The organism is Gellertiella sp. DMC107, assembly GCF_056313605.1.
In genome coordinates this window covers 161,042-172,778 of the sequence record NZ_JBQUZZ010000007.1, presented here as the reverse complement: position 1 = coordinate 172,778, position 11,737 = coordinate 161,042, and the positions used below count along the sequence as shown (strand labels likewise).

The 11,737-nt window shown below is 61.3% G+C and carries 9 protein-coding genes; 6 read left to right on the top strand and 3 right to left on the bottom strand.

The window, feature by feature from the left end; all coding sequences use genetic code 11:
• Nucleotides 1-5: 5 nt before the first annotated feature.
• Nucleotides 6-989: a sugar kinase gene (locus ACT54B_RS20400; protein ID WP_476047655.1), complete on the top strand. Its 984-nt coding sequence runs from the start codon at nucleotides 6-8 to the stop codon at nucleotides 987-989.
• Between the two features lie 523 nt (nucleotides 990-1,512).
• Here ACT54B_RS20400 and ACT54B_RS20395 read toward each other — a convergent pair.
• Complete coding sequence (locus ACT54B_RS20395; protein WP_476047654.1) at nucleotides 1,513-2,055, bottom strand: lipocalin family protein; 543 nt, start codon at nucleotides 2,053-2,055, stop codon at nucleotides 1,513-1,515.
• A 563-nt stretch (nucleotides 2,056-2,618) separates the two neighbouring features.
• Between ACT54B_RS20395 and ytfQ the strand changes: the two genes are divergently transcribed.
• The 5 genes from ytfQ (at nucleotide 2,619) to ACT54B_RS20370 (ending at nucleotide 7,925) form a co-directional block, all read left to right on the top strand.
• Nucleotides 2,619-3,581: a galactofuranose ABC transporter, galactofuranose-binding protein YtfQ gene (gene ytfQ, locus ACT54B_RS20390; RefSeq protein WP_476047653.1), complete on the top strand. Its 963-nt coding sequence runs from the start codon at nucleotides 2,619-2,621 to the stop codon at nucleotides 3,579-3,581.
• A gap of 114 nt (nucleotides 3,582-3,695) precedes the next feature.
• The gene (locus tag ACT54B_RS20385) at nucleotides 3,696-5,216 is read left to right on the top strand and encodes a sugar ABC transporter ATP-binding protein (protein ID WP_476047652.1); all 1,521 of its coding nucleotides are present in this window, start codon (nucleotides 3,696-3,698) and stop codon (nucleotides 5,214-5,216) included.
• Nucleotides 5,213-6,220: an ABC transporter permease gene (locus tag ACT54B_RS20380; protein WP_476047651.1), complete on the top strand. Its 1,008-nt coding sequence runs from the start codon at nucleotides 5,213-5,215 to the stop codon at nucleotides 6,218-6,220. The genes ACT54B_RS20385 and ACT54B_RS20380 overlap by 4 nt, the downstream gene beginning before the upstream one ends.
• The gene (gene yjfF, locus ACT54B_RS20375) at nucleotides 6,217-7,197 is read left to right on the top strand and encodes a galactofuranose ABC transporter, permease protein YjfF (RefSeq protein ID WP_476047650.1); all 981 of its coding nucleotides are present in this window, start codon (nucleotides 6,217-6,219) and stop codon (nucleotides 7,195-7,197) included. Before ACT54B_RS20380 ends, yjfF begins: the two co-directional genes overlap by 4 nt.
• Nucleotides 7,194-7,925 carry a FadR/GntR family transcriptional regulator gene (locus ACT54B_RS20370; RefSeq protein WP_476047648.1) on the top strand — a complete coding sequence of 244 codons (732 nt, stop codon included), beginning with the start codon at nucleotides 7,194-7,196 and terminating at the stop codon, nucleotides 7,923-7,925. The genes yjfF and ACT54B_RS20370 overlap by 4 nt, the downstream gene beginning before the upstream one ends.
• A 91-nt stretch (nucleotides 7,926-8,016) precedes the next feature.
• Here ACT54B_RS20370 and ACT54B_RS20365 read toward each other — a convergent pair whose 3' ends face one another.
• Together ACT54B_RS20365 and ACT54B_RS20360 are read right to left on the bottom strand one after the other, a co-directional pair.
• A complete protein-coding gene (locus ACT54B_RS20365; RefSeq protein ID WP_476047646.1) occupies nucleotides 8,017-9,696 on the bottom strand; it encodes an EAL domain-containing protein in 1,680 nt (559 codons plus the stop codon).
• A gap of 1,159 nt (nucleotides 9,697-10,855) precedes the next feature.
• On the bottom strand, nucleotides 10,856-11,731 hold the full coding sequence (locus tag ACT54B_RS20360; RefSeq protein WP_476047644.1) for a MipA/OmpV family protein: 876 nt from the start codon (nucleotides 11,729-11,731) through the stop codon (nucleotides 10,856-10,858).
• Nucleotides 11,732-11,737 lie beyond the last annotated feature (6 nt).

Genomic DNA, 11,737 nt, shown 5'->3' with positions numbered 1-11,737 from the left:
GAGGCATGCGCAAGAACAGGATCGTATCCATCGGCGAAGCCATGGTGGAGCTTTCGCGGGGGAGCAGCCCCGGGAGCTGGCAAGTGGGCTTTGCGGGGGACACGTTGAACACGGCCTGGTACCTGCGCCGGCTTCTGGGCGAAGGCTGGCCGGTGGCCTATCTCACGCGGGTCGGTACCGGCGAGTTTTCCGAGCGCCTCCTTTCCTTTCTCGCTGCGGAAGGGCTGGAGACGGGCTTTGTCAGCCGCGATCCCGAACGGGAGGTGGGGCTCTATGCCATTACCCTGCGGGAGGGGGAGCGCAGCTTTTCCTACTGGCGGGACAATTCCGCCGCTCGCCGTCTGGCGGATGCGGCAAGCCGTCTGGATCCCGCCTTGTCAGAGGCCGGCATCGCCTATTTTTCCGGCATAACGCTGGCGATCCTTCCGGAGGACGGCCGCGCCATTCTCCTGCACAGTCTGGAACAGGCGCGGGCCCACGGAACGAAAGTGGTGTTCGATCCCAATCTGCGGCCCGCCCTCTGGCGTCACGCCGAGGATATGCGCCATTGGATCGCCGCCGCCTCTGCCCTTTGTGATCTAGTTCTTCCGAGCTTCGATGACGAGCGGATATATTTCGGCGACCGCAGCGAACAGGAGACGATAGCCCGCTATCACCGCTATGGCGCAGGCGAGGTGGTGGTGAAGGCAGGCGGCGGCCCGGTGCATTATTCCACGGTGCAGGAAGGCGGAGTGGTCACGGATCTGCCCCGGGAGGTGCCTGTGGATACGACGGCGGCGGGCGACAGCTTCAACGCCGGTTATCTCGCGGCCCATCTTTCCGGAAGCCCTCCGGAGGTCGCGATCCGATCCGCCCATGCCCTCAGCCGCCGCGTGATCCTGCATCCCGGAGCGCTGGTGGCGGCAGCGCTTCCGAAGGGTGACCCTGTCATGGACGCCCCTCCCGCCGGGACGACCGCGGCCGGCGTCAAGCGAAGCCCAGCCCTCTGACAGGCGTGTCCCGGGCCGGAACGTGCAGACAGGCCGAAAGCCCGCTTCTGCGCCGAGCCTGCCCGTCGCTGAAAGCCCATTCACCACTTTGCTGGTCCTTCCTCGACCGGATCGCCCTTTCCGGCATGGATCCGCATTGTCCCGGCGCCGCTTGCCTGAACATGCCCTTCTCCCCTCGGAAGGGTCGTCGTTCCCACCCCGGGGGCGTTCCTCTGTGCCTCGCAACCGCTCCGGCCCTCTTCCTCCACGCCTGTTGGCAGCGCCCGCAGAGAGCATCCAAGGGCGTCTGAACGATTATAATCTTCACTATCGATACTTGAAGACTATCGATAATGAATAGGCTGAAGGTGAACAATCATGCCTGGCAGACATCAAGCATGGAATAAAATCCATTTCATGAAAAATATCGAAGTAAAAGAGACGGATAGGGGCTGTGCCGGATCCATGAAAACCCTTCAGACCGGCATGCGCTGGCCCCGCGCCGCTCTCGAAACGGGGCGGGGCAACGCTGGCTGTGGATCGATCAGGGTGCCGCGGTCACCGGGAATTCGAGCTTGCTGACATCGTAGCCAAGCTCCGCCGCCTTGGCTTTCATGCGCTCAAGGGCGCGAGGGGTGGGCGTCTTTCGGGCGTAGATCCAGAGATAGTCCATGCCCGGCGTTGCGCTGATGAACCAGCTGCGATCGGGGGCGGTGTAGCGGACCCAGTAGTCCATCGTGATGAGAAAGGGGTAGCGCACCCTCAGCTTGCCCCGACCATCCCCGGGATCCTTGATCGTGCCGATACCGTTGATGGTTTTCAGCTCTCCCTTCGGACCGCCCATGCGGCAGCCATCCTCCACCAGCACGCGGTCCGCGGAGAGGCCGCGCGTATAGGTGGTGTAGCCCGCGACACAGCCATCGGTGATCCACATGGGCGTTCGGCCCACTTCGAGCCAGGTGCCGGTATAATGATCCCGCGCAACCGGAACGACGGCCGGCTCTGCATGGGCAAGGCCGGTTGCGGCACCGGTGCAGGCGAGTGCGATGGCGGATGCTGCCACGATGGTACGGATGGACGTTCGCATGATCCATGTCTCCTTCATATCGAGTTCGTCCGATGGGGTCGGCTGGAAGAAAGGACGTGAAAGAGCGCCGCGAGTTTCATCATCGCGACAAAAGTCTTTGCCGTGCGGTCAATCTGGAGGGGGCTTATCAAGGCCAGGGCATGGCTGCCGGCGGCGCCGCAGGCGCTGACGGAAGGGGCAACCACCCCTTTTGTCGAGATTGTAGCTGATCGCCTCCGGGTCGAGGATTGTGCGATGCAGCACGTGGCCAGTCCGGCCGGGAACCGCTGGTCTAGGCTTGAATTCCGATTTCAAGCCCTTTTTGCAATGGACCTATCCGCAATGAAATCAATTTTTTGTCACCGGCTGTCCCTAGTCGAATGTGAGGGCAGGAGAGGGGGTAGGCAAGACCCGTCGTCTGCGTTGCCTGTCGGGACCGACCTCTGCCTAGTCCCTGGTTCCGGTTAATAATGCTGCATTGCAGCACGTATAATATTACTTTTGGACTTTACAGCGTGCCGTGAATGGGCAATCAATTGGCTCGGCCGCCATTGGAGGTGGGGGCCGTTCAATGGGAGGAAATCATGAACAGGATTTTTAAACTTGCGCTCTGCGCAGGTGTGGCCTCGCTCGTCTCTACGGCAGCCATGGCGGCTGGCATGACGGTCGGTTTCTCGCAGATCGGCTCGGAATCCGGCTGGCGTGCGGCAGAGACCTCCGTCACCAAGCAGGAGGCAGAAAAGCGCGGCATCACGCTGAAATTTGCCGATGCGCAGCAGAAGCAGGAAAACCAGATCAAGGCGATCCGCGGCTTCATCGCCCAGGGCGTCGATGCCATCCTTGTCGCCCCCGTGGTCGCGACCGGCTGGGAAGAAGTCCTCGGCGAGGCCAAGGAAGCGGAAATCCCCGTCGTCCTGCTCGACCGTGGCGTCGAGGCCCCGCAGGATCTCTACCTGACTTCGGTGGCATCCGATCAGGTCAAGGAAGGCCGCGTTGCCGGCGAATGGCTGGCCAAGACCGTGGGCGACAAGCCCTGCAAGGTGGTCGAGCTTCAGGGCACCGTGGGCTCCACGCCGGCCATCAACCGCAAGAAGGGCTTCGAGGAGGCCATTGCCGGTCATTCCAACATCACCATCGCCCGCAGCCAGACCGGCGATTTCACCCGCGCCAAGGGCAAGGAAGTGATGGAAGGCTTCATCAAGGCCGAGAATGGCGGCAAGGACATCTGCGCCATGTACGCCCATAACGACGATATGGCCGTCGGCGGCATCCAGGCGATCAAAGATGCGGGCCTGAAGCCCGGTTCCGACATTCTCGTCGTCTCTATCGATGCGGTGCCGGATATCTTTGCGGCCATGGCGGCCGGCGAAGCCAATGCCACCGTCGAGCTGACGCCGAACATGGCAGGCCCGGCCTTCGATGCGCTGGAAGCCTTCAAGAAGGACGGCACCCAGCCGGAGAAGTTCATCATCACGGAATCGAAGCTCTTTACGCCTGCCGACAATCCGCAGGGCGAGTATGAAGCCCGCAAGGGTCTCGGCTACTGAGATCCTCCCCGAAGAGCCCCCGTCAGCCCTTGGGCGGGGGCTTTTTGAAGCTTCTAACCTGTCAGCAATCCGGATAGGATCGCCCGGCATGGGCGTTGGGGGGACGACAAGCCAATGACGATCGATCAGCGCCCGCTGCTGGAAGCAGCCGGCATTACCAAGATGTTCGGCAATCATGCCGCCCTGAAGGGTGTTGATGTCACCTTTCATGCGGGCGAGGTGCATGCCCTGCTCGGCGAGAACGGTGCCGGAAAATCCACCCTGATCAAGATCCTGACCGGCGCCTACACGCTGGATCAGGGCAGCATCCGCCTCGATGGCGCCGAGGTCTCTTTCTCGACGCCGCTTCAGGCGCAGGCACTCGGCATTGGCACGGTCTATCAGGAGGTCAATCTCCTGCCGAACATGACCGTCATGGACAATCTCTATATCGGCCGCCAGCCCCGCCGCTTCGGTCTGGTCGACCGCCGCCGCATGGAGCGCGATGCCCGCGCCGTGCTTGCGACCTACGGTCTCGACATCGACGTCCGGGCCGAGCTTTCAACCTTCTCCGTCGCCGTGCAGCAGATCGTGGCGATCGCGCGGGCGGTGGAACTGTCCGGCAAGGTGCTGATCCTCGACGAACCCACGGCCAGCCTGGATTCCGCCGAGGTGGAGAAGCTGTTCGAGATCGTCCGCCGGCTGAAGGCGCGGGGCCTTGCCATCGTCTTCATCACCCATTTTCTCGATCAGGTCTTCGCGCTCAGCGACCGGGTCACGGTGCTGCGCAACGGCCAGCTGATCGGCACCCGCCCGATCTCCGACATCAACCGCACCGAACTGGTCAAGATGATGCTCGGCAAGGATCTGGTTACCCATCACGGCGAGATCCTGGCGGAGGAATCCGCCGTCGGCGAAACGCTGATTTCGCTGGAAGCCTATGGGCTGAAGGGGCGTGTCGAGCCGCTCACGCTCGACATCCACCGGGGCGAGGTCATCGGCGTCGCGGGCCTGCTCGGCTCGGGTCGAACGGAGATGGCCCGACTCCTCTTCGGCATCGACATGGCCGACAGCGGTCGCCTCACCATCGACGGCCGCAAGACCGTCATCCGGTCTCCTCGGGATGCCGTCGAGCTGGGCTTCGGGTTTTGCCCCGAGGACCGCAAGCTCGACGGCATTTTCGGGGATCTTTCGGTCCGGGAAAACATCATCATGGCCGTACAGGCCCGTCTCGGCTGGTTCCGGGCGCTCAATCGCGACGAGCAGATGGAGATTGCCGGCCAGTATATCGAGGCGCTCGACATCCGCACCGCCTCTGCCGATCTGCCCGTCAAGCTGCTTTCCGGCGGCAACCAGCAGAAGGTAATCCTCGCCCGCTGGCTCGCTACCGATCCGCGCTTCCTGATCCTCGACGAGCCGACACGCGGCATCGATGTGGGCGCGCATGCGGAAATCGTCCGGGTGATCAGCCGGCTGCGGGAGGACGGGCTTGCCCTCGTCGTCATCTCCTCGGAGCTCGACGAGGTGGTCAGCTATTCCTCCCGCGTCGTGGTCATGCGTGACCGGGCGATTGCCGCCGAGCTTCACGGGGCCGACATCAATGTCTCGCGCATCGTCGAGACCATCGCCAGCCATCATGCCGAGACGCAGCCATGAAAGCCCAGAGCCTTTCCCCCTTCTTCAGCCATCAGGTGCTGGCCCTTGCGGGCGTGCTGCTGATCAACTGGATGGTCTTTCCGGGTTTCTTCGACATCACCTGGCAGGACGGTCGCCTGTTCGGCAGCCTGATCGACGTGATCAACCGCGGCGCGCCGGTCGCCATCCTCGCCATCGGCATGACGCCGATCATCGCGACCCGGGGTGTCGATCTCTCGGTCGGCGCGGTCATGGCGGTAGCCGGTGCGGTGGCGGCGACCTTCACCGTCTCGGGCCATCCGCTCGTCGTGACGCTGGCGGCGGCACTGGCCGTCGGCATTGCCTGCGGCCTGTGGAACGGTCTCCTGATTGCCATTCTCGCCATCCAGCCCTTCGTCGCAACCCTGGTGCTGATGGTTGCGGGGCGCGGCCTTGCCCAGCTGATCACCGAAGGCTCGATCGTCACCTTTTCCGATCCGGCGCTGATCTTCATCGGAACGGGTTCCGTGCTCGGTCTTCCCATGCCCGCCGTCATCGCCTTTCTGCTGATGCTGGCAGCCCATGTCTTCGTGCGCCGCACCGCCATGGGTCTCTTCATCGAAGCGATCGGCACCAACCGCTCGGCGGCCACCTATACGGGCCTGCGCAGCCGCTCGCTGATCCTGGCAATCTATGCCTTCGGGGGGCTCTGCGCGGCCATTGCCGGCATCATCGCGGCGGCGGACATCAGGGGCGCGGATGCCAACAATGCCGGCCTCTGGCTCGAACTCGATGCCATCCTTGCCGTCGTCATCGGCGGCACGTCACTGCTCGGCGGCCGCTTCTCGATCCCGCTCTCGGTGCTGGGCGCCATCATCATCCAGGCGATGAACACCGGCATCCTCGTGTCCGGCTTCCCGCCGGAATTCAACCTGATCGTCAAGGCCGGCGTGATCATGATCATTCTCGTTCTGCAATCGGCGCGGCTCGGCGACATCGTCTCGGGCCTCAGAGGCCTGAAATTCCCGGGGAGGAAGGCGCCATGAATGCCCGTTACCGGCCGCTTGCCGCCACCACGCTGATCTTCATCGTCGCCTATGCGCTCTGCGTGAGCCAGTATCCGGGGATGTGGTCGACCCGGGTTCTCGGCAATTTCCTGACCGATAATGCCTTTCTGGGCGTTGCTGCCGTTGGGGCCACCTTCGTCATCATTTCCGGCGGCATCGATCTCTCGGTCGGGGCGGTGATCGGGCTGACCGGCGTCGTGACCGCCCTGATGATCACCCGGCTCGGGCTCCATCCCCTCGTGGTCTTCCCGCTGGTGCTGGCCATGGCCGCGCTGTTCGGCGCGGTGATGGGCGCGATCATCCATTTCCTGCGGGTACCGCCCTTCATCGTCACGCTGGCGGGCATGTTCCTGGCGCGAGGGCTTGCCTCCGTGCTGACGCAGGACAGCATTCCGATCGACCACGAATTCTATCGCACGATCTCCTCGCTCTATTACAAGCTGCCCGGCGGCGGCCGGCTGAGTGCGATCGGGCTGACCATGCTCGCGGTCTTTGCCGTCTTCGGGCTGATCGCCCACCGCACCCGCTTCGGATCCTATGTCTATGCGATCGGCGGCAATCCCGTTTCGGCGGCGTTGATGGGCGTGCCGAAGGGCAGGACGACGGTGGCGATCTACGCGCTTTCGTCGTTCCTGGGCGGCCTCTCCGGCATTATCTACTCGCTCTATACGTCGGCTGGCTATCCGCTCGCGGCGGTTGGTATCGAACTTGACTCGATTGCAGCCGTGGTGATAGGCGGAACCCTGTTGACCGGGGGTTATGGCTTCATTTTCGGCACGCTGATCGGAGTGATGCTGCAGGGTCTGGTCCAGACATTCATCGTATTCGACGGCACCCTGTCCAGCTGGTGGACGAAAATCGCGATCGGGTTTCTGCTTTTCATGTTCATTCTCCTGCAGAACCTGGTCTTCAATCGACAGAACGGGCCTGCCCAGCTCAGGAAAGGCCCTGCATGAGCGAACCGGGGAGCCTCCTTCGCTCCCTTGCCGGGCGAACGACGGCGCGGAATTTCCACTCCCACGTGATCAACGAGATCGGGGCCGGGGTCATCAACGGCCGCTTTCCCGTGGGAAGCACGCTGCCCAACGATGCCGCCCTGATGGCCGAGTTCGACGTGTCGCGGACCGTGCTGCGCGAAGCGCTGAAGACGCTGGAAGCCAAGGGCCTGCTCGAGGCGCGCCCGAAGGTGGGCACCAAGGTGGCGAAGCGCACCCGCTGGAACCTCTACGACGCGCAGGTTCTCGCCTGGCATTTCGGCCAGCCTCTGGAGAAGGATTTCCTGTCCGGATTGAAGGACATGCGACGCATCGTCGAGCCCCATGCCGCCGCTCGCGCTGCGGAAAGGCGGACCGCCGACCACGTGCGCCTGATGCAGTACTGGATCCGCCAGATGGAGATTTCCGGATCGGAGACGCAGAATTTCGCCCTGGCGGATTTCGAGTTGCACCGCATCATTGCCGATGCCTCCCAGAACCCGTTCCTGCGGAGCTTCATTGGCGTGATCGAGCTTTCGCATGCCTTCGGCTACCGGCCGCTGGTCGAGCGTCCCGACGAGGAGCGCATGGCCGCGCTGGTGCAGGCGCATCGCGCGCTCGTCACCGCCATCGAGCGCGGAGAGCCGGATGCCGCAAGCGAAGCGATGACGGCGACCATCACGCTTGACGAGATCGGTGCCGGGCTCTGAGCCGACGCCGGGCCGCCTCAGCGTCTGAAGAGGAATATCCCACCATTCCGGAATATCCGGCCATGGCCGCAGGTCCGGTTCGTTCAGCGCGTCAGGCCCGATCCGAGGTCCTGGAAGGGTCTGCCAGCACGATCGCCAAGGTTGCGGCCTCATCCGCAGGTTTTCCGTAGAGATATCCTTGTCCGATGGCGCAGCCGATGTCGATCAGGGCGGCTTCCTGTTCCAAGGTTTCTATACCCTCCGCGATACTCGAGAGCCCAAGGTCAGCGCTCATCCCGATCAATGCGCGAACGATCGCTGCATCGGAGGACTTTTTCTCGTGAACGTGCTGAACGAAACTTCGGTCGATCTTGAGGGTGGAAAGGGGAATTTTCTGAAGGGAGCTCAGGGAGGCATAGCCGGTGCCGAAATCATCGAAGGCCATGCCCACGCCGATTTCCCTCAGGGCCTTCGCGGTGTCGATCGCTCCGCCGACGTCGTCGAGGGCGATTTCTTCCGTCAGCTCCAGCTCCAGCTTGTCGGGGGAGAGATTATAGCGCTTCACGCAGGCATTCACCCGTTCCACAAGGGTGGGCGCGCGGAACTGCATGGGAAAAAGATTGACCGCCATCTTGTAATGCCCATGGTGGTTCAGGGTCGCGGCCACACGGCAGGCTTCCTCCAGCGTCCACCATCCGATATCCAGCGCCAATATGCTCCGATGCAGGAGAGGCAAGAACAGTGCCGGGGCAAGAAGCCCCCGTTGCGGATGCTGCCAGCGAATGAGCGCTTCGAAACCGACGAGGCGTTTGCTGACCAGTTCATATTGCGGTTGGTAGTATAGCCGGAGCTCATTGTGCGTGAGGGCGGCACGAAGTTCGTCTCGCAGAACCCTGAAAGATTCATTTTCCTGGCGCATCCCGTCGTCAAAAAAGCTGAATGCACGCCCGCCGCTCGAGATCGCTTTCTGGAGGGCGAAATCGGCCGCGGCCAGCAAGACCTCGGCATCATCATTTTCATGATCTGAAATGGCAATGCCGATGCTCGCGCTGAGCTGAAATTCCATGCCGCCCAGGCTGAAGGGCTTGTTGAACGTGTGGACAAGTTCGGTTGCCAGCATTTCTGCTTTCGAACGGGAATCGAAGCCCCGCACGAAGACCGCGAATTCATCTCCCCTCAGCCTGGCGACGTTCGACTCGTGACCCAGGACGAACAAGAGCCGCACACCCACTGCTTGTATCAGGGAGTCCGAAATAACTCGGCCGAACAGATCGAATACTTCCCGGAATCCGCCCAGATTGATAACCAGAACACTCGTCGGGCCCTCCATTATTTCTTCAGACAGGCGGTCCCGGAACGCCTTGTCGTTGAGAAGGCCTGTGAGGGCATCACGGGTGGCAAGGCGAAGCAGTCGGGCGTCCCGGGCGCGACGGTCGGATACATCCTTGATCATCGCGCCCGCCCAGACCTGGCCCTTGTTGCGCCAAACCGACAGTGTCATTTCAATCGGAATTTCACTTCCATCCGACTTGAGCGCATGGACCTCCACCGGGCTGCCGCCCAGTTTCGACTCGCCCAGTTCGACCGCTCGCTCCATCCCGCTGTTATGCGCGCCGCGCAGGCGTTCCGGTATTATGGTGGTTATCGGCCTTCCGATGAGGTCGGCCGGTCGATAGCCGAGGATTGAAGAGACCGCTGCGTTGACATATTTGACCTCTCCTTCGTGGTTCACGATAAGAAGCCCCCAACGTGTCGAGGTGGCAAAGCCTACCAGTAACGAATTGGTATTCACGGCGCGATTCCCGGAATGAATTCGAAGTCTTTCCGGCGAAATATCCTTACAGAATTTCTTAATATTGAATTTTCGTTGAGCCACGATGAAATGGAATATCCAATGACAGTTAAAGTAAAATCCGTTGAATTACCTCTTGTGTAATTCAACAGTGCTTTCATGGTTGTCTTCAACGTGGTATTCTCCATCACGAACGTTCGGGCTTGGGTTCGAGGCTCCGTCGCTGTCGTGCGTGGCCTCACAGGGGACTTTGTCGGTGTTCGACGGCATCCAGCTGCGCATCGAATGGGGTTGTTCGCGGACCGTCCTTTATCAGTATACCGTGATATACTTCGGGGTTTTTCCTCAGGATTTCGACCGTTTTTTTCTCGGCCGAGCGCGCTTGAGGCTGGGAAAAAATTACCCATATCTGGGGATTCGGCATAGCCACAATCGATTTAAAGTCTACGAAATGCGTATGAACGGATGTAAATTCTATCAATGGCTCATAATGGTGGACGAACGACATCGCGCGCTGGGTGCAAAATCCAGGAGCGCAACTATTTGGTATCGACATCTGCGGCGAAGCACCGGCCTTCGCTCGAGCGTTTCCCAACAGGCCAACATGTGCGGCCGTTAAAAAAACGGTTACGGGCGCAATCGCTCGCGGCGAGCAGGGGGATACTGCGATGAAATATTGGGCATCACGCTGGACATTATGTTTGCAGACACGCTGATTGGGAGCGGCGATATACTGTCATCGGCATGGGCGCGGAGGTGCGGCCGAGAAAAAATCCGCATGGGGACGCCGATCAATTCGTCCCGATTTCCTGCGGGAGAAAAGCATCTTCCATGCCCTGCCATTCTGCCTGACCAACGCCCTGCTCGGTGAAACTCGGCCACCATGGAGCCAATGGCAGCCGAGTCTTCACCTCGTTTTTGGATGCTTTATTCGCTTCGGAGTTTCTTCGAAGAAAGCACCCTCCCGATCATGGATCACTTTTTGGAAAAGGCGATTCGAACATCGATGGATTGGAAATGGGGGGCCGGAGTAAATTTCCGGACGACCGCAACTCTACAGGTGCCATGGTGCGGCGAAAAAGGCACGCTGCCGTACGGGGATACGCCAGGGAGTTGCGGCCGTCAGGCTGCGGCGACCGATCGGGAGGCCGCCGCATGGTCAAAACTGATACGCCACGCCAATCATGCCGAACGGCTGAACATCTTTCTTGACGACCGGGCTGTTCTTCGCGTCCCCGGTCAAGATGCCCACGCCCGCCACGCTGGTGACGGCCCAGTTTTGATTGATCGCATAGGTTGCGGATGCCTTCAGATCGACCCGCTTGAAACCGGCCTTCGGGTCGAACTCGTTGAGACCTGATTGCTGAGATTGGGCTTTCGTGACGCCGAAATAGGATTGCATGTGCTTTTCATCCGCCCATACGCCCGAGGCCTCGGCGGAAAACATGAATTTCTCGTACTGATAGGACGCCTTTACACCGACGGTGCCAATCAAGCCGTTGCTTCCGCCCACCGTTTTGTCGAGCTTGCCATAGGCCTGGATCGGGCCGGCGTCATAGCTGACGAAGCCACCGACAACGCCGCCATTGTCGATATCGCCAAGTCCTTTGAGATAGCGCGAATCGTCTTCCTTGCGGCCAATTTCATAGCCGCCCTTGACGCCCATCCGGAGGCCGTCATGCTGCAGCACATCCACCGACACACCCGTGATATCGGCATTGACCCGGTCGCCAATCCTGGCCGACACAATGGGTAGCGGACGGACTTCCAGCTTGTCCGATCCTTCATATTCCGGCATGTAGAGCGCGCCTGCGCCCAAGGTCAGCTCCCAATCCCGCGGCTGCCCGTTGGGGTCGCTGTAACGCTGCGCATCAAACCCCTGCTCAGGCGCTGAACTCGTTGCGCCCCCGGCATTCAGGTCCGCAGCATGGGAGGCACATGGCATAATGGCAATGACACAGCTTGCGTAAAGACCACGCAGAAGCGGGCGCTTGCGCTCATGGATGGAAAGCGCATGGGGTGCGAAAGGGTTCACTCAATA

Coding starts and splice junctions, on each gene's coding strand:
- yjfF (WP_476047650.1), top strand. CDS start 6,217: ATGAATGCCCGTTACCGGCCGCTTGCCGCCACCACGCTGATCTTCATC.
- ACT54B_RS20395 (WP_476047654.1), bottom strand. CDS start 2,055: ATGCGAACGTCCATCCGTACCATCGTGGCAGCATCCGCCATCGCACTC.
- ACT54B_RS20370 (WP_476047648.1), top strand. CDS start 7,194: ATGAGCGAACCGGGGAGCCTCCTTCGCTCCCTTGCCGGGCGAACGACG.
- ACT54B_RS20385 (WP_476047652.1), top strand. CDS start 3,696: ATGACGATCGATCAGCGCCCGCTGCTGGAAGCAGCCGGCATTACCAAG.
- ACT54B_RS20380 (WP_476047651.1), top strand. CDS start 5,213: ATGAAAGCCCAGAGCCTTTCCCCCTTCTTCAGCCATCAGGTGCTGGCC.
- ytfQ (WP_476047653.1), top strand. CDS start 2,619: ATGAACAGGATTTTTAAACTTGCGCTCTGCGCAGGTGTGGCCTCGCTC.
- ACT54B_RS20400 (WP_476047655.1), top strand. CDS start 6: ATGCGCAAGAACAGGATCGTATCCATCGGCGAAGCCATGGTGGAGCTT.